The organism is Allobosea sp. TAF32 (assembly GCF_052113585.1).
Lineage (GTDB): Bacteria > Pseudomonadota > Alphaproteobacteria > Rhizobiales > Beijerinckiaceae > Allobosea.
The window spans coordinates 188,669-206,100 of record NZ_JBFRDM010000007.1; the positions used below are offsets into that span (position 1 = coordinate 188,669).

At 66.2% G+C, this 17,432-nt stretch carries 14 protein-coding genes, 2 tRNA genes and 1 pseudogene; 4 read left to right on the plus strand and 13 right to left on the minus strand.

Going from position 1 to position 17,432, the window contains the following annotated elements; translation table 11 throughout:
- Nucleotides 1-114: 114 nt before the first annotated feature.
- The 3 genes from AB4Z16_RS16300 to AB4Z16_RS16310 all read right to left on the minus strand — a co-directional run bounded on the left by AB4Z16_RS16300 (nucleotide 115) and on the right by AB4Z16_RS16310 (nucleotide 1,049).
- Nucleotides 115-190 (minus strand) — tRNA-Phe (locus AB4Z16_RS16300).
- 155 nt (nucleotides 191-345) lie between these two features.
- On the minus strand, nucleotides 346-666 hold the full coding sequence (locus tag AB4Z16_RS16305) for a hypothetical protein (RefSeq protein ID WP_441512404.1): 321 nt from the start codon (nucleotides 664-666) through the stop codon (nucleotides 346-348).
- Nucleotides 667-845: 179 nt separating this feature from the next.
- On the minus strand, nucleotides 846-1,049 hold the full coding sequence (locus AB4Z16_RS16310) for a hypothetical protein (protein WP_441512405.1): 204 nt from the start codon (nucleotides 1,047-1,049) through the stop codon (nucleotides 846-848).
- A gap of 292 nt (nucleotides 1,050-1,341) precedes the next feature.
- Here AB4Z16_RS16310 and AB4Z16_RS16315 point away from each other — a divergent pair, with 292 nt between their 5' ends.
- The 3 genes from AB4Z16_RS16315 to selD are packed head-to-tail and all read left to right on the plus strand — an operon-like array spanning nucleotide 1,342 to nucleotide 4,048.
- Nucleotides 1,342-1,821 (plus strand): TlpA disulfide reductase family protein, encoded by a 480-nt coding sequence (locus AB4Z16_RS16315; protein ID WP_441512406.1) that lies wholly within the window; start codon nucleotides 1,342-1,344, stop codon nucleotides 1,819-1,821.
- Complete coding sequence (locus AB4Z16_RS16320; RefSeq protein WP_441512407.1) at nucleotides 1,818-2,912, plus strand: transglutaminase-like domain-containing protein; 1,095 nt, start codon at nucleotides 1,818-1,820, stop codon at nucleotides 2,910-2,912. Before AB4Z16_RS16315 ends, AB4Z16_RS16320 begins: the two co-directional genes overlap by 4 nt.
- Before the next feature lie 59 nt (nucleotides 2,913-2,971).
- Nucleotides 2,972-4,048, plus strand: a complete 1,077-nt coding sequence (gene selD / locus AB4Z16_RS16325; protein ID WP_441512408.1) for a selenide, water dikinase SelD — start codon at nucleotides 2,972-2,974, stop codon at nucleotides 4,046-4,048.
- A 122-nt stretch (nucleotides 4,049-4,170) separates the two neighbouring features.
- Here selD and AB4Z16_RS16330 read toward each other — a convergent pair whose 3' ends face one another.
- The 10 genes and pseudogenes from AB4Z16_RS16330 to AB4Z16_RS16375 all read right to left on the minus strand — a co-directional run bounded on the left by AB4Z16_RS16330 (nucleotide 4,171) and on the right by AB4Z16_RS16375 (nucleotide 15,987).
- Entirely contained in the window at nucleotides 4,171-4,551 is a 381-nt protein-coding gene (locus AB4Z16_RS16330) for a hypothetical protein (RefSeq protein ID WP_441512409.1), read from the minus strand.
- 103 nt (nucleotides 4,552-4,654) lie between these two features.
- Nucleotides 4,655-4,750: transfer RNA gene (locus AB4Z16_RS16335), tRNA-Sec, on the minus strand.
- Nucleotides 4,751-4,855: 105 nt separating this feature from the next.
- Nucleotides 4,856-6,673, minus strand: a pseudogene (selB, locus tag AB4Z16_RS16340) (selenocysteine-specific translation elongation factor); the annotation flags it as partial.
- Nucleotides 6,670-7,431 (minus strand): tetratricopeptide repeat protein, encoded by a 762-nt coding sequence (locus AB4Z16_RS16345; RefSeq protein ID WP_441512410.1) that lies wholly within the window; start codon nucleotides 7,429-7,431, stop codon nucleotides 6,670-6,672. The pseudogene selB and the gene AB4Z16_RS16345, both read right to left, overlap by 4 nt.
- Nucleotides 7,418-8,824 (minus strand): L-seryl-tRNA(Sec) selenium transferase, encoded by a 1,407-nt coding sequence (gene selA, locus AB4Z16_RS16350; protein WP_441512411.1) that lies wholly within the window; start codon nucleotides 8,822-8,824, stop codon nucleotides 7,418-7,420. The genes AB4Z16_RS16345 and selA overlap by 14 nt, the downstream gene beginning before the upstream one ends.
- 25 nt (nucleotides 8,825-8,849) lie before the next feature.
- A complete protein-coding gene (fdhE, locus tag AB4Z16_RS16355) occupies nucleotides 8,850-9,770 on the minus strand; it encodes a formate dehydrogenase accessory protein FdhE (protein ID WP_441512412.1) in 921 nt (306 codons plus the stop codon).
- Between the two features lie 66 nt (nucleotides 9,771-9,836).
- On the minus strand, nucleotides 9,837-10,532 hold the full coding sequence (locus AB4Z16_RS16360; protein ID WP_441512413.1) for a formate dehydrogenase subunit gamma: 696 nt from the start codon (nucleotides 10,530-10,532) through the stop codon (nucleotides 9,837-9,839).
- Nucleotides 10,516-11,436 carry a formate dehydrogenase subunit beta gene (fdxH, locus tag AB4Z16_RS16365; RefSeq protein ID WP_441512414.1) on the minus strand — a complete coding sequence of 307 codons (921 nt, stop codon included), beginning with the start codon at nucleotides 11,434-11,436 and terminating at the stop codon, nucleotides 10,516-10,518. Before fdxH ends, AB4Z16_RS16360 begins: the two co-directional genes overlap by 17 nt.
- Nucleotides 11,437-11,446: 10 nt before the next feature.
- Entirely contained in the window at nucleotides 11,447-14,530 is a 3,084-nt protein-coding gene (gene fdnG / locus AB4Z16_RS16370; RefSeq protein WP_441512415.1) for a formate dehydrogenase-N subunit alpha, read from the minus strand.
- Nucleotides 14,531-14,955: 425 nt separating this feature from the next.
- Nucleotides 14,956-15,987, minus strand: coding sequence for a LacI family DNA-binding transcriptional regulator (locus AB4Z16_RS16375; RefSeq protein ID WP_441512416.1), 1,032 nt, complete (start codon nucleotides 15,985-15,987; stop codon nucleotides 14,956-14,958).
- Between the two features lie 165 nt (nucleotides 15,988-16,152).
- On the opposite strand from AB4Z16_RS16375, the gene AB4Z16_RS16380 reads away from it, so the two are divergent.
- Nucleotides 16,153-17,430 (plus strand): ABC transporter substrate-binding protein, encoded by a 1,278-nt coding sequence (locus AB4Z16_RS16380; protein WP_441512417.1) that lies wholly within the window; start codon nucleotides 16,153-16,155, stop codon nucleotides 17,428-17,430.
- The last annotated feature ends 2 nt before the right edge of the window (nucleotides 17,431-17,432 follow it).

A 17,432-nucleotide genomic window follows, 5' to 3' on the forward strand; every position in this document is an offset into this window, starting at 1 on the left:
ACACCCTGATTGGATGTCAATGGACGGCAGTTGAAGTCTGAAGGCTCAAGCTAGGCCAAAACCGCCGGAAATGCGGGCTTTTTGGAGGTCTGTGGAAGCGCTTGGAAGCGTGAATGGTGCCCAGGGGCGGAATCGAACCACCGACACTGCGATTTTCAGTCGCATGCTCTACCAACTGAGCTACCTGGGCGCCCCGGGGCGCGACGCGCCGTCCGTGTTGGTGGGGGCGATATAGAGGCTGTCGTCAGGCCTGTCCAGTCACTTCAGCCGGCTTTCTACAGTCCCTGTGCAAGTGTGGAGAAATCTGGCCCCGCGAGCTGGGAAATGGCGGGAATGGTGCCGGCCTCAGGCCGGCATCTGGGCTTCTTCCCGCCACGCGGCGCGGTCGATCACCGTCGCCAGGCGATCCACCGCCATCAGTGCTTCGCGTCGCGCCTGCTCCGATTCGAGGATCGCCGCCTGGCCGTAGAGGAGCCGGGCGAAGGCAATGACACGGTTCACCACGAGGAACGACGCATCCTGCAGAGCCTGGGATTCGCGGAGAACCTCATAGAGGTGCGCCACATGGTTTTCGGCACTCTCCTGCAACGCCTTCGCATTGAGGACGCCAGCCTTGAGCACATCGGCGCGCAGGGTCTCTATGTCGCGCGCCAGCAGCTCCTTCACCCTCTCAGCCATGGTTCCCCCTCAGAAGGAGATTGTTCTGTCGGCCAGATCGAAAATAGCACCGAAGGCAGCGCCGATCAGCGCCAAGCATGACGTTTGGTTACCTGCTTCTGTACGGCGGCCATTTCAGCTTGCGGCAAATTTGATCGGAGAGGAGATGTGCTCGGGTCCCAGCCGGCTCAATCCTCGGAATCCTGGGCGATCGGCGTTTCCGCAGGGCGAAAATACTTGCCATTGACGATGCGCACGAGCGTCCGGACCAGAGCGGCCACCACGATGACCAGCGGAGCGCCATCACGGCGTTTCCCTCCAGCGCCAGCTACAGCGCCAGGCCACAGCTCGCGGCGTTTCCGATGACAAGCAGGAGCTTCGAGCTTCATCATCGTGCCGGATGATCCTGCTTCGGGGTAGGGGAAAGGGGATGGTGCAATGCAGCTGACTTTTGGTTTCGGCGCCGCAGCGCGTGTCCGCATGAATCGCGGCGGCTGAGGCCCACCACCCACCAAAAGGCGCTATTGACGCTGGCAACCGCGCGGGAAAGGATGGCGCGTGCTTGCCGTCGCAGCTCCCGCGTGCCGGGGCGCTCATCGATCGGATCGACCGCGGAGGCGCTTTCTCCTGGCGCTGGCCGGTCTCCCCTTGTGCCTCGCAGCGGCGCGGGCATTTGCGGGAGATTTGCTGCCATGGCCCGACGAAGCGTCGCCGGCGCTTGCACTCGACCGTCTTGATGGCCCGGCGATCGATCTCGCCGATCTGCGCGGCCGCCCCGTCATCGTTCATTTCTTCGCGACATGGTGCGCGCCCTGCGTCGAGGAGTTGGCCTCGCTCGATGCGCTGGCGGCGCGGCTCGGCGCGGGTGCGAGCATCCTTGCCGTCGATGTCGGCGAGGTCGATGCGCGGGTCCGCAATTTCTTTCGGCAGCGCCCGGTGCGTTTCCCGATCCTGCTCGACCGCGACCGTGCGGCCATGAAACGCTGGCGGGTGGAGGGGCTGCCGACGAGTTTCGTGCTCGATCGCGATCTGCGCCCCGTCGCGCTCGCCGCCGAGCCGCTCGACTGGATCAGCCCGCCGGTGCTGGCCGCGCTCGAAGCCATGGTCGGAGCCAAATCAAGCCCATCCGACGCCAACGACGACAAGGGAAGGAGCACACCATGATCAGCCGTCGCGATATGCTCAGGACCGGTGCCGCCGCGGGGGCGGCACTTGTGCTGCCGCGCGCGGGCATCGCGCAGGCACCCGCCTTCGCTCCCAAGCCCGGCAAATGGCGCGATTTCGAGGTGGTGACGCGGCTCGATCTGGCTGGGCGGGGGAAGGCGCAGGCCTGGGTTCCGCTGCCCTCCGTCACCGAGGTCGACTGGATCAAGCCGGCTCGCAACGACTGGCAGACCAATGCGGCCTCCGCCGAGGTCGTCAGCGATCCGAAATACGGCGCACGGATGCTGCATGTCGTCTTCAAGGAGGGGGCGGCGGCCCCGGCCGTCGAGGTCCGCAGCCGTTTCGCCTTGCGCGACCGCGCCGAGGATTTCGCTGCGGGCACGGCGCCGGCGCTGGGCGCGGCCGAGCGCAGGCTCTATCTGGAGGCGACCGAGCTCATGCCGACGGACGGCATCGTCAAGGAAACCGCCGAGAAGGCCGCTGCCGGCAACGCCAGCGATATCGACAAGGCGCGCGCGATCTACCAATGGGTCGTCGCGAATACCTTCCGCGATGCGAAAACCCGCGGTTGCGGCACCGGCGACGTCGCCTCGATGCTGCGCAGCGGCAACCTCGGCGGCAAATGCGCCGATCTCAATGCGCTCTATGTCGCGCTCGTGCGCTCGGTCGGCATCCCCGCGCGCGATATCTACGGCATTCGCGTCGCGCCTTCTCAATTCGGCTACAAGAGCCTGGGCGCCGGTTCGGAAGTCATCACCAAGGCCCAGCACTGCCGCGCCGAAATCTGGCTCGAAGGCCATGGTTGGGTCGCGACCGATCCCGCCGACGTCCGCAAGGTCGTGCTCGAGGAGCCGCCCGGCAACAATGCCGTCGATAATCCGAAGGTCGTCGCCGCGCGCGAGGCCCTGTTCGGCGCCTGGGAGGGCAACTGGCTCGGCTACAACATGGCGCATGACCTCGAATTGCCGGGTTCGAAGCACAAGGTCGGCTTCCTGATGTATCCACAGGCGGAGGTGGCCGGGGCGCTGCTCGATTGCCTCGATCCCGACACCTTCAAATACACGATCAGGGCGGCCGAGATCACCGCCTGACGACGTCGTCCCCGGCCGGGGCCGCGTCGGCGCCCGGCCATGCCGCCCGGAGACCGATGATGAATGACACGATCGAGCTTGAAACGCCGGCGAAGCCTGCCGCCCCCCGGCTGACCAGCCTGGCGCATGGCGGCGGCTGCGGCTGCAAGCTGGCGCCCTCGGTGCTCCAGCGGCTCCTGGCCGAGCATCCGGCCGCGGGGCCTTACAAGCAGCTTCTCGTCGGCACCGAGACAGGTGACGATGCGGCCGTGTGGCAGGTCGATGAGAATACATGTGTGGTCGCCACCACGGATTTCTTCATGCCGATGGTCGACGACCCCCGTGATTTCGGCCGCATCGCCGCGGCCAATGCGATCTCGGATGTCTACGCCATGGGTGGCAAGCCGATCATGGCGCTGGCGATCCTCGGCATGCCGCTCGACAAGTTGCCGATCGAGACGACACGCGAGATTTTGATGGGCGGCGCCTCGATCTGCGCCGAGGCCGGCATCCCCGTCGCGGGCGGCCACTCGATCGATGCGCCCGAGCCGATCTACGGCCTGGCGGTGATCGGGCTTCTGAATCCACGGAATCTGCGCCGCAACAGCGGGGCAAGGCCCGGCGATGCGCTGATCCTGACCAAGGCGCTGGGCGTCGGCATCTATTCGGCCGCCTTCAAGAAGGAACAGCTCTCGCCGGCGGCCTATGACGAGATGATCGCATCTGTGACCTTGCTCAACCGCATCGGCGCCGAATTGGCGGAGGATGACGATGTCCACGCCATCACGGATGTCACCGGCTTCGGCATCCTCGGCCACGGGCTGGAAATGGCGCGCGGTTCCGGAGCCACGCTGCGGTTGAAACTGGCCGATCTGCCGTTCCTTTCGCAGGCAGAACGGCTGTCGCAGGAGGGCAGGGTGACCGGCGCCTCGCACCGCAACTGGGCAAGCTATGGCGAAGGCGCCGAGTTGCCGGCCGGGTTGCCGGACTGGCGGCGCCATTTGCTGACCGATCCGCAGACCTCCGGCGGGCTTCTGGTCTCCTGCAAGGCGGAGCGGGCGCAGGACATCCTCACGCGGATCAAGGCGGCGGGCTATCCGGCCGCGCGGATCATCGGCGCGGTCGAGGCGGGACCGGGGCGGGTCGTGGCGGCCTGACAAGAGAGACTCCGTCATTCTCGGGCCGAGGATAGCGAAGACCCGAGAATCTCTTCCCGAAGAGGGCGCCTTCTCCTGCCTGAGATGCTCGGATCAAGCCCGAGCATGGCGATGGAGGCTGCTCAGGCCTCCCTGATTTCCAGATTCCGCCCCCAGACGTCGAAGAAGGCGCCCTTGTTGAGAACCAACCGGTCTTCGCGCAGGGTGTCTTCCAGCTCGCGCAGCCGCTTGCGGGCCAGGTCATCGGGCACGAGGCCGCCGCCCTCGTCGCGCGTCGGAAAGAAGGCCGCTCCGTCCCAGCTCACGCCGGCACCGCGCAGCATCAGGACGATATCGCCCCAGTCGATCTCGTCGCCGACGACATGGACGAAGGTCGAGCGCAGCGGCTCCACCTTCGGCTCGGTGATCTTCACGAGCACGATCAGCGCGGTGAACGGGCCCTTGCGGAAGAGTTTTCCGAGCCAGCGGTCGAAATCGGTTCCAAGACCTTTAGATGTCGACACGCGGCGAACCCTCGGTCGGGCAGGCCGCATCGGCGGCGCACTCGAAATGCAAGATCGGGTCGAGGGCAGGGGCCGCGCTATCGATCATGCCGCCTCAGTGAATTGGCGGAAGAGAATGGGAGTCGAACCCACCAGAGACCGTCTGACGGCCCCTCCCGGATTTGAAGTCCGGACGCCCCACCGGGGACGCTTCTCCTCCATCGGGCATCCCCGGCTGCGGGCCGAACAGATCGAGCCTTTGCCGGTTGATGCGCCTGAGATCGCCGCGGCGGATGGTGAGGCCATGACGATCGAAGAATTCGAGTATCTGGATAGCCACCTTTCGGCCGTTGTCGAGCCTGTCGCGAAACTGCGCGGCGTTAAAGCCGGCCGGATCGGTGCCTGCAAGCTCCACGGCGATGCCGACCATCTCGGTCAAGGTCGCCCGCAGGAAGAAGTGGTCGAGCGCAACCTCGTGAACATCGCCGCGCCGGCCAGCTAGCCGGAACAAGCGGCGGATGTCCTCTTCGCGGTGGCCAAGCATCTGGCCGATATCGCGCACGCGCGGAGGCCGGAACCGCTCCTGCGCATCGATCAGCGGCGCGATCCGCGACCAGAGCGCCTCGTCCTCGGGCGAGAGCCTGACCTCGTGCTCAGGGCGCCGGACCCATGAACCGGCCATGACGAGCAAGCCGCTATCGGCAAATCGCCCCAGCACCATCCGGAAGAGCGGCGCAGGCAGGCGTGGCGCGACGGCAAGGCGCAAGCGCTCCAGGCCCATGCCGGGCAAATCGGGATGCTCGGCATGCCAGACGTCGAGCCGCTCGACCGTCGCCTGCGAGAGGTCCCGCCAGTTTTCGGGCAGCATCGCGAGCGAGCCGATCCGGACAAGACCAAGCCCGGCAGCCAGTTCGCCGTTCGCCGCGGCTCCGAGCGCGCGATCTCGGACGAAACCGTCGAGGTCGATGTGATGCGGCGGCAGGGACAGGAGCGCGCGCAGCGCCTCGGCCGGGTCGGACAGCCCGAGCGCCGCGAGCTGTGCCAGCCGCTCCGGGCTGCGGCGCCGGCGCTCCGGCGCGCGGAGGTCGAGAATGCGTCCGCCGCCGATGGTGCGCGAGGCGCTGGCGTCGCGCAGCACAAAGCGGTCGAGCGCCGAGGCGGCCAGAGGGGTGTCGAGGACGAGCTGAACGGGAGCCGTGGCGCCGGGGACGATCTCCTCCCCGAGCAGCACGATGCGCGCTCCGACCTCCGCCGCCGCATGGTGCAGCCGCACCGGCTGCCACATCGTCAGCGGCTTCGCCTCTGTGGGCAGCACCGTAACCTCTGCATCGAGCCGCAGTGTCGGTGCATGAAGGGAGGGTACCAGCACGATGTCGCCATGCCGGATGGCGTCCTTGGAAATGCCCGGCCCGGCGAGGTTGAGCGCACAGCGATCTCCCGCTGCGCCGCGCTCGGCCGGGCGGTTCTGGGCGTGGACCGAGCGCACACGTGCCACTGTCCCGGCCGGCGAAACGATGACGCTGTCGCCCACGGCGACATTGCCGGACAGCACGGTGCCGGTCACCACCGTGCCCGTGCCCTGGAGGGTGAAGCAGCGATCGACGGCGAGGCGGAAGGCGCCATCGCTATGCTGCGGCCGGCTCGCATGCGCTTTCTCGGCAAGCAATGTAGATAGCGCGGCGATGCCGTCACCGGTCACGGTCGAGACGGGCAGGATCGGCGCCTCCGCGAAGGGCGTCTTGGCGAGCAGGTTTGCGATCTCGTTTGTGGCAGCGGCCAACCGATCCGGATCGGCCAGATCCGCCTTGGTGAGCGCCACGACAGCCTGTCCGATGCCGAGCAGCCGGGCGATGGCGACATGCTCGCGCGTCTGCGGCATCACCCCGTCATCCGCCGCCACGACGAGCAGAAGCAGGTCGATGCCGGAGGCGCCGGCCAGCATCGTATGGACGAACTTCTCGTGGCCGGGCACGTCGATGAAGCCGATGATGCTGCCGTCCGCCTGCGGCCAATAGGCGAAGCCGAGCGCGATGCTGATGCCGCGCGCCTTCTCCTCCTTCAGCCGGTCGGTATCCACGCCGGTCAGTCGCCTGACCAGCGAAGTCTTGCCGTGGTCGATATGACCGGCCGTGCCGATGATCATGACCCGGCCTCCGCCGGGGCAGCGGCAACCCGTGCGGCTTTGATGAAGGGAGCCGCGAGCAGGCTGCCCTTCGCCTCGGCGGCGAGCAGGAGGGCGAGCGCGCGGCCGGCATCCTGCGGCACGCCCTGGCCGAGCAGGGTCGCGGCGCCGAGCATCGCTTCGGAGTCCGGGTCCCCTGCCGCCATCCCGCGCTGCCACCATTGCGAGGCCAGCGTCGCGTCGCGCTCAACGCCGAGCGCATCGTGATGCATCATGCCGAGCCTGGTCATGCTGGTGGCTATCCCGCTCTTGGCCGCGGCCTGCGCCCAGCGCAGAGCCTCGGCGCGATCGGTGACGCGCCCGCCTTCCAGCAACATCCACGACAGCATGTCCTGGGCGGGGGCGTCGCCCTGTTCGGCTGCGAGGCGGTAGAGGCGCAGCGCCTCGTCGTCGTTCTGCTCAACGCCATCGCCCTTGAAATGAAGGGCCGCAAGATTGCGCTGCCCGACCGGATCGCTGCCCTCGGCTGAAAGCGTCAGCCAGCGCAGGGCCAGCGCCGGGTCGCGGTCGACGCCGTAGCCTTCGGCGAAGCAGGCGCCGATATTGTTCTGGGCACGACTGAAGCCGGCATGGGCGAGCGGACCCCAGATCGCGAGCGCGGCCGCATGATCGCAGCGCTCGACAGCGGCGGCCGCCTCGGCCATGGCCGCCGCCGCATCATGGCCGCTCTCGGGCACGCCCATGGAATCCTTGCGGAAGAAGCGCTCAAGCCAGCCCATTGCTCGGCTCCGCGTTTAGCGCAGCGAGCTGCGCGGCGAAAAGCGCCTCGTCCTCGAGACAGCGCAGGTCGAAGATCAGCGCTCCCTGCGCGATCCTTCCAATGATCGGCACCGGGACGGCCCGAAAGGCCGCAGCCAGCTTCTCGATGGCCGAACCGGTCGTCTTGCCGGCCGGGCGCAGCGCAAGACCAGCGCTCGGCAGCGTCTCCAGGGGCAGCGCGCCGGAGCCGATCTGGCTGGCGCAGTCGATGACCTCGACCTGCCAGCTTGGGCCGAGCGAGCCGATGAGGCCGGGCAGGAGACGCTCCGCTGCGGTTCGCAGTTCCGCCGCCGTCCGCGTGAACAGCCTGAGCGTCGGCAGGCGCTGCGACAGGCGGTCGGGATCGCGGTAGAGCCGTAGCGTGGCTTCGAGCGCCGCCAGCCTGAGCTTGTCGAGGCGCAGCGCCCGCTTCAGCGGGTTTTTCGCCAGCTTGGCGATCAGATCCCTGCGCCCGGCGACGATGCCGGCCTGCGGCCCACCCAGCAGCTTGTCGCCGGAGAAGGTGACGAGATCGGCGCCGCCCTTCAGCGCGTCCTGGACCGTCTTCTCCTTGCGCAAACCCCAGCGCGACAGATCGATCAGCGTGCCCGAGCCGAGATCGTCGACGAAGGGCAGGCCGTGCTGGTCTGCGAGCTTGGCCAGCGCCGCCGGCTCCACCTCGGCGGTGAAGCCTTGCACCACATAGTTCGAGGTGTGAACCTTCATCAGCAGCCCCGTCTCAGGGCCGATGGCTTCGGCATAGTCCCTGAGATGCGTGCGGTTCGTCGTGCCGACCTCGCGCAGCACGGCGCCGGCACGCGCCATGATGTCCGGCATGCGGAAGGCGCCGCCGATCTCGATCAGCTCGCCGCGCGAGACGATGGCCTCGCGGTTCCTTGAGAGGGTGTTGAGCACCAGCAGTACGGCCGAGGCGTTGTTGTTGACGAGGATCGCATCCTCGGCGCCTGTCAGTTCGCGGATCAGATCGCGCACATGGGCGTCGCGCTCGCCGCGCTGACCGGCTTCGATCTCGTATTCGAGATTGGTTGGCGCGCGCATGGCGGTGACCACGGCCTCGATCGCCTCCTCGGCGAGGAGGGCGCGGCCTAGATTGGTGTGCAGCACCGTGCCGGTCAGGTTGATGACCGGGCGCTGCGAGGGCCGCCCGCGCTCTTCCAGCCAATCCAGCGCCATGCGGCTGACCTGTTCGAGGGAGGCGGCGGGCGGCTGGCCGCCGGCACGCAACTGCTCCAGAACCTGCCGGATCGCATCGGTGGCCGCTGCCCGTCCATGGCGAGCGATGGCGAGTTCGCCGCCGGCACTGTGCAGCACGGTGTCAACCGATGGCGGGCGGAAGCGTTCGGGCTTGTTCATCAGGCTCCCTCCGGGAGACGCTTGATCAGTAGCCGAGCAGGAATGGGTTCACTCCCGCGCGCCGCCAGCCGGCCTCTTTCACCAGCAGGTCGAGGCCGAGGCTTGCGACATCGTCCGCTACGGGTTCCAACTCCATGTCCTTGCGCTGGTTCAGGATCTTCACATAGGTCCGGCACTCGTCGCAGATCTCGGCCTTGATCGTATCGGCGATGCCTTCGATCGCCTGATAGGCGATGCCTTTGGTCGACCCACACGAGACGCACTTGACCCGGACATGGTTCCATTGCGTCGCGCAGAGCGAGCACTGGACATAGCGCACGCCCTCGATATTGGCGTCGCCGACCACCGTGCTGCTGACGGGCGGTCCACCGCAGCAGGGGCAGACGCCGTCGGCGACAGGTTGCGGCAGGACAGGGTCGAGCTGCGCCGCGCGTTGCGCCGCGACGATCTGCACGGCCGCCGCGGCGAAGATGTGCTCGGCGAAGGCCTCGACCGGGACGGCATCCGCCAGAACCGCAGCGAACATCGCCCGCCGACCTTCGTCGTCGGCTTTGCCGGCACGATCGAGCGCGGCGCGGGCGAGATCGGGCATCGCGACATCGGCGAGCAGCGTCACGAGCCGCGCAAAGGCTTCCGAAGTGGTGGGATCGTCGGCCAACTCCTCACGCGGCAGGATCGGCATCGCGTGGCCGGCGCGTTGGCGCATCTGCGCCAGTGATGGCAGGGCAGGGGGCGGCAGCTCGCGCGCCAGCTTGTCCTGCACCTTCGAAAGCTCGGAGAGGAAGAGGAGATAGGCTTCGAGCTGATGGCCCGGAGCGAGCGCCGCGAAGCGCATCGCGCGCAGGCCGAACAGGCTTTCCGGCTTCGGCAATCTGACGAAAGGCGGCTTGTCGCGTTCGGCGATACCGACATCTTCGAAGGCGGCGAAGCCCGGATCGTCACTCATTCACTGTCCTCTCGAACCGCACCGGTCACGGGAGGCGGAGCGGCCGGAGCCGTCCCGCAATCGGATCTATTCGGCCGGGCCGGCGCTGTGGCCGCGCGGCGGTAGTTGACGTTCGTCGATCACGCCCTCCCGCGCCTCGTGCCGCAGCCAGAGTCGATGGTGCCGGAAGGCCCAGCCGCCCGTCACCTTGCCCTCGGTCATCGCGTTGATCGTACCGCGCACATAGAAGCCGGCATAGATATGGACGATGACGACGAGCAGCATCGCGATGGCTGCGAGCGCATGGATGATATGGCCGAAGCGCTGCTGCTCGATGGTGAAGCTGGCTCCGAAATACTCGTACCAGATCATCAGGCCCGTCCCGAACAGAACGAGGATCAGGAGCGTCATCAGCCAGAAGACGATCTTCTGGGCGCCATTGTACCTGCCGACTTCCGGGGCGCTTTCCTCCCGGCCCGACATCACCTCGCCGATATGGCCCATCCATCGGGTATCGGCCTTCGTCCAGAAATTGTAGCGGACCATCTGGATGAACAGGATGGCGAAGCTCGCCAGCAGCACGACGCCGATCCAGGGATGCAGGGCCCGCGTGTTGGAACCACCGCCGAACAGGCTCGACAGGAAGAACAGCGTGGGGTGGAACAGCGCGGCACCGCTGAACGCGAGCAGGATGAGCGAGATCGCGGTGATCCAGTGATTGACGCGCACGCGGCCGGGATAGCGGTCGACGGTCGTGCGCTCCTCTTCACGCCTCACGGCCACGGGCAGCCTCCTCGTCGATCAGATGCTCGGCCTCGCGATCCTCAGCGCGGCTGACATCGTTGCGTCGCGCCACCGTCGCATGGACGAAGGCGAAGGCGGCGGCGAAGCCCACCGCTGCCATGCCGGCATATTTGGTCAGCCCCTTCCAGAGCTCGACCACCTGGCTGATCCGCGGGTTCGCCGGCAGGTTGGCGTAGAGCTGCGGCTGGTCGGCATGATGCAGCACATACATCACATGGGTGCCGCCGACGCCCGGCGGATCGTAGATGCCGGCGTTCCTGAAGCCGCGGGACTTGAGATCCGTCAGCCGCGTCTGCGCATGGTCGAGCATCGCCTGCTTGGTGCCGAACACGATCGCGCCGGTGGGGCAGGCCTTGGCGCAGGCCGGGGCCTGGCCGACCGAGACCCGGTCTGAGCAGAGCGTGCATTTATAGGCCTTGTGGTCGGACTGGCTGATGCGCGGGATGTTGAAGGGGCAGCCCTTCACGCAATAGCCGCAGCCGATGCAGTTCTCCGAGACGAAGTCGACGATGCCGTTGTTGTACTGCACGATCGCGCCAGGGGCCGGGCAGGCCTTGAGGCAGCCCGGATCGGCGCAATGCATGCAGCCATCCTTGCGGATCAGCCATTCGAGATTGCCGCTCTCGGGGTTCTCCCACTCGGTGAACCGCATCAGCGTCCAGGTGTTCGGCGTCAGATCATGCGGGTTGTCGTAGACGCCCCGGTTGATGCCGATCTCCTCGCGCAGATTGTTCCACTCGAGGCAGGCCGCCTGGCACGCCTTGCAGCCGATGCATTTGGAGACGTCGATGAGCTTCGCCACCTCGAAATCATGGCGGACGTCCGGCGGCCTGAAAGTGGTCGCCGAGATGCGGGCGAAGTCCTGACTCTGCAATCCTGCCATCGGACCCTCCCTAGCTGACCGCTGGCCCGTTGGACGGCTCGACATTCACCAGGAACGCCTTGAACTCGGGCGTATCGGTGTTGGCGTCGCCGACGAACGGGGTGAGGCTGTTAGGGCCGAAGCCCTTCCTGGCCGCACCGGTAAAGCCCCAGTGGAGCGGGATGCCGACCACATGGATGGTCTTGCCATCGCAGATCAGCGGTTTGATGCGCTTGGTCACCACGGCTTTGGCATAGACCGAGCCGCGGTTGGAGGAAACCTTCACCCACCCGCCCTTCTGGATGTTCTTTTCCGCCGCCAGCTGTTCGCTGATTTCGACGAAGAACTCCGGCTGCAGCACCGCATTGACCCAGACATGCTTGGTCCAGAAGTGGAAGTGCTCGGTCAGGCGGTAGGACGTCGCCGCATACGGGAACTTGTCCGAGGTTCCGAGCGCGGCGAGGTCTTCCTTGAAGATGCGGGCGACCGGGTTGCCGCGGATCTTCGGCGCCGTCACGTTGACGACGGGGCTTTCGAAGGGCTCGTAATGCGCCGGGAAGGGGCCGTCCCGCATCATGCCGCGAACGAAGAGGCGGGCCGATCCCTCGGGGTTCATGATGAACGGGCCCACATCCTGCGGCTTGGCCGTCGGCGCGATGTCCGGCACGTCGTAGCCGGTCCAGGCCGTGCCGTTCCATTCGATCAGCTTGCGCTTGGGATCCCAGGGCTTGCCGTCGATATCGGCCGAGGCGCGATTGTAAAGGATGCGCCGGTTGGCCGGCCAGGAGAAGGCCCAGTTCGAATAGGCGCCGGTATTGCCGGGATCGTTGGTGTCGCGCCGGGCCATCATATTGCCCCGCTCGGTCCAACTGCCCGAATAGATCCAGCAGCCGCAGGCGGTCGAGCCGTCATCGCGCAACTGGCCGAAGGTATCGACCTGCTTGCCCTTCTCCAGCAGCACCTTGTTCGGATCGGCCGGGTCCGCGACGGTGGAGACGACGTAGCCGTTCAGCTCCTTGGCCATTTCGTCGGGCTGCGGGTCCTGCGGATCGCGATAGGGCCAGTGCAGATTGACGATCGGGTCGGGGAAGGCCCCGCCCTCCTTCTGGTAGAGCGCCCGCAGGCGCATGTGGAGCTGCGCCATGATCCAGGTGTCGGCCTTGGCCTCGCCCGGAGGTTCCTGACCCGGCCAGTGCCATTGCAGCCAGCGGCCGGAATTGACCAGCGAGCCCTCGTCCTCGGCGAAGCAGCTCGTCGGCAGTTCGAAGACCTCGGTCTGGATCGACTCCGGCTTGACGTCGTTATGGACGCCTTCGTCTTTCCAGAAGCGCGCTGTCTCCGTCTGCAGCGGATCCATCACCACGAGGAATTTCAGCTTCGACAGCGACGCCGTGATCTTGCCCCGGTTGGGCGCGGACAAGAGCGGATTGAAGCCCTGGCAGAAATAGCCGTTGACCTTGCCCTGATACATCAGGTCGAAGGTGCGCAGCATGTCGTAGCCGGGCACGTCGAGCTTAGGCAGCCACTGATAGGAGAAATCGTTCTCCGCCGTCGCGGCCGGGCCCCACATCGACTTCAGGAAGCTCACCATGAACTTCCTGTAGTTCTGCCAGTAGCTCATCTGGTTGGGGCGCAACGGCTTGAAGCCGCGCGTCGACATATAGGTCGCGAAATCGACCTCCCTGTCCTTCGGTATCGCCAGATAACCCGGGATCAGGTCCGACATCAGGCCGATATCGGTCAGACCCTGGATGTTGGAGTGGCCGCGCAGCGCATTCATGCCGCCGCCGCGCACGCCGATATTGCCGAGCAGCAGCTGCACCATCGCCATCGAGCGGATGTTCTGCGAGCCCTTCGAGTGTTGCGTCCAGCCGAGCGCATACATCGACGTCATCGTCTTGTCGCGCGCCGAGCACTCCGAGATCATCTTGCAGATTGCCAGGTATTTGTCCCTAGGCGTGCCGCAAATGCGCTCGACCATCTCCGGCGTATAGACGGCGGTATGCTTCTTCAGGAGCTGGTAAACGCAGCGCGGATGTTGCAGCGTCTCATCGACCTGCACATAGCCGTCCGCACCGAGCTCATACTCCCAGGTCGAGCGGTCATAGTCGCGCTTGGCCTCGTCATAGCCGGTGAAGAGGCCGTCCTGATAGCTGAAGCCCTCCTTCACGATATAGGGCGCATTGGTGAACATGCGCACGTAGTCGTGCTGGATCTTGTCGTTGTCGATCAGGTACTTCATCACCCCGAGCAGGAAGGCGATGTCAGTGCCTTGCCGGATCGGCGCATAGAAATCGGCGACCGAGGCCGTGCGCGTGAAGCGCGGATCGACGACGATCAGCTTGGCGCCACGCTGAGCCTTGGCCTCAGTGACCCATTTGAAGCCGCAAGGGTGCGCCTCGGCGGCGTTGCCGCCCATGACGATGATGAGGTCGGTGTTCTTGATGTCCGTCCAGGAGTTGGTCATCGCACCGCGACCGAATGTTGGGGCCAGACTGGCCACCGTCGGTCCGTGTCAAACACGCGCCTGGTTGTCGAACGCCAAGACTCCGAGGCTTCGCACGACCTTGTAGGTCAGGAAGGCCGTTTCGTTGGTGGTCGCCGAAGCGGCCAGGAAACCGGTGGTCAGCCAGCGGTTGACCGTCGCGCCGTCCTGGTTGGTGGCGACGAAGTTCTTGTCGCGGTCATCCTTCATCAGCCGCGCGATGCGGTCGAGCGCCTCGCCCCAGCTGATCTGCTTGAACTCGCGCTGGCCGGGCCCGCGATATTGCGGGAATTTGGTGCGCGTCTCGGAATGGACGAAGTCGAGGAGGGCGGACCCCTTCGGGCATAGCGTGCCGCGATTGGTCGGGTGGTCCGGGTCGCCCTCGATATGGATGATGGCCGGGTGAGCGTTCTTGGAGTTGTCACCCAGGCTGTACATGATCACGCCGCAGGCGACGGAACAGTACGGACAGGTATTTCGCGTTTCCGTGGTGCGCGCCAGCTTGAAGGGCCGCACGGCCTGGGCAAGCGCCTCTTCGGCACCCCCGAACCCCAGCGCGGCGACGGCAGAACCGCCCAGACCCGCGCCTGCGGCTTTCAGGAACTGGCGACGCGAGAGCTCATGCAGCATCTCAACCTCCCAGGCGAACAAGAGCGTCTTGTTCCTCTTTGGAATAGTGAAACTCTGCCCTGAGGGCGTCAAGCTGCCCATCCGCTGGGCAATGGCACGCGATGCTAGACTTTAGGCGTACGCCTCGGTTGCGGGAGAGCGCGAGGTGGAACGCTGCGCGCCGTCGTGGCTCCAGGGGCTCGCGGGTGTCGCTTCGCAAGATTGGAGCGTGATCCGCTATATCGAAGTTATACAGGTGTTTAGCAGCTCTTGTGAGCGCCCCTGCGGCTCCGAAGCGGCGAGCGTTGCGTGATGATCCGAGGCTGAAGAGATCGATAGGGCGCGCCGGCCGGAGCGCGCGCGGTACGCCACATGACGCGATCGTGACTTGCGGGGCGGCGGGCCGTTGCGGCCCCGCACCATGCGAGGCTGTTCCGTGGACGGAATCAGGCGCTGAGCCGTTCGATCATCGGTGGCGGGTCATGAGGCACATTGACTTCCTGCGTCGCTGCGCCGCTCCACAATGATCTGAGCTGCGCGACGACGTACTGGCCGAAATGCTCGTAGGGGATGCGGATCGAGGTCAGCCAGGGCGCGATCCAGCGATTGATCGCATTGCCGTCGATGCCGATCAGCGCGCAGCGCTCGGGAATGGCGACGGCGCTTTCGGCCGCCAGGCGATAGGCGCCGTAGGCGATCATGTCGCTGACGCAGAGGGCGCTGTCCGGCCAGCCGCCGGCCGCGACCATATTCCGCGCGGCGGCATAGCCGATCTCGATATGCGACAGGCCGGGCGCGCTCGCACGGCGGATACGATCGACCCCAAACCCGCGCGCGATCAGTCTGTCGACGAAGCCGTCGGCACGCTCGGCTGTGCTGGAGGCGTTCTCGGCCGCCATCAGCACGGCCGTGCTGTCGATGCCCCGCGCGAGCAGGTAATCGGCTGCGTCCGCTCCGGCGGCGCGGTTGTCGATGCCGACATACGCCCCACCGCCCAGCGGGTTGCGCCGCGCCACGAAGACCATCGGATCGCCGCGCTTCGATGCGTCGGCAAGGCCGGGGCTGCTTACTGCGCTAACCATGACATAGCCGGCGACGAACTGATCACGCATCGCGCGCAGATAGTCGTCCTGCAGATCGGCCCGGTCATGCGTGTCGCAGAGGATCATCACGAAGCCGGCGCCGCGCAGCGCGGCTTCGGTCGAGACTGCGATCGCGGCCATGGCGGGATTGTCGAGATTGGGCGCCAGCATCGCCACGACGCGGCTGGCCCGGCGCTTGAGTGCCCGCCCGACCGGGTTCGGACGGTAGCCCAGCCGGAGGATGGCTTCCTCGACCCGGGCGATCGTATCGGCGGAAGCCCGGCCGGCCTTGCCGTTGACGATCCGGGAAACGGTCGCGACCGAAACGCCGGTGTCGTGCGCGACGGTCGCCAGCGACGCCAGGCTCTGCTGCGGTCTTGCGGCCTTCGCCGTCATGATCCTCCCCGATCCCTTCGCACGGCATTGACGCCGGTGGGTGGGCATAAGCCGGCCGCACGCAGCAATGGCGTGCGCGTCGCCCGTTGACAAGCAAGGCAAACGTTTGCCTTAGTAGTTGTCAAGACGCTCGTTGAGGCGTCGTCATTCAGGGATGGAACGCAGATGCAGAGGAAGCAGTGGATTTCCGCGCTCGCGCTGACGGTTGGCCTCGTCGCCGGTAGCGGGGCCTTCGCCCAGACCACGGTGCGTATCGCCTGGTACTCCGACGGCAATGAGGGCGAGGTCGTTTCCGATCTGCTGAAGCGCTTCGAGGCTCAGAACAAGGACATCAAGGTCGTCCTCGATCAGGTGCCTTATAAGGCGATCACCGAAAATCTGCCGGTCCAGCTCGCCTCGGGGCAGGGCCCGGACATCGCCCGCGTCGTCGATCTCGGGGGCATCGCCCGCTATGCGCTCGACATGCGCCCCTATCTGAAGGACGCCTCCTACTGGGAGAAGAATTTCGGCCCGTTCCTGCCCTGGATGCGCCCTGAGGGTGATTCCAGCGCGATCACCGGCTTCATGACGCAGCTCACCGTCACCGGCCCCTTCGTCAACAAGACGCTGTTCGAGCAGGCCGGTATCGCCATGCCCGGTGCGAAGGCGACCTGGGAGGATTGGGGTAAGGCGGCCAAGGCCGTGGCCGACAAGGTCCAGGCGCCGTTCCCGCTGGCGATGGACCGTTCCGGCCACCGCTTCTTCTCGGTCGCTGTCTCCGAGGGCGCCAAGGTCTTCGACGACAAGGGCGAGCCCGCGGTGGTCGACGAGGGTTTCAAGCGCGCCGCCAAGCGGGTCTATGACTGGCACAATGACGGCGTGATGAAGAAGGAGCTCTGGGGCTCGGTCTCCGGCACCGCCTATCGCGGCGCCAATGACGAGTTCAAGAACGCCCAGGTGGTGATGTACCACTCCGGCTCCTGGCAGATCGCCCAGTTCGACAAGACGGTCGGCGATGCCTTCGACTGGGTCGCGGTTCCCTCGCCTTGCGGCGCGGGCAATTGCTCGGGCATGCCGGGTGGCGCCGGCCTCGTCGCGATCAAGACGACCAAGAGCCCGGAAGCCGTCGCCAAGGTGATGGATTATCTGGCGAGCGAGTCGGTGCTGAGCGAGTTCTATGCCCGCTCGCTCTTCGTTCCCGGCCATCTCGGCATCGCCGCCAAGGGCCTCGATTACAAGGATGCCAAGCCGCAGGCCAAGGCCGCGCTCAAGGTCTTCTCGGATCAGGTCGCGCAGCTCTCGCCGGTCGCCTACAAGCTGCAGGGCTACGTCAACAACCGCGTCATCTTCAACGCGACGATCAGCCGTCTCGGCCAGGCGATCTCGGGTGAAGGCACGCTCGACGAGGCCTTCAAGCGGATCGAATCCGACATCGCCCAGCAGATCGCCGAGCGTAAGAAGTAAGA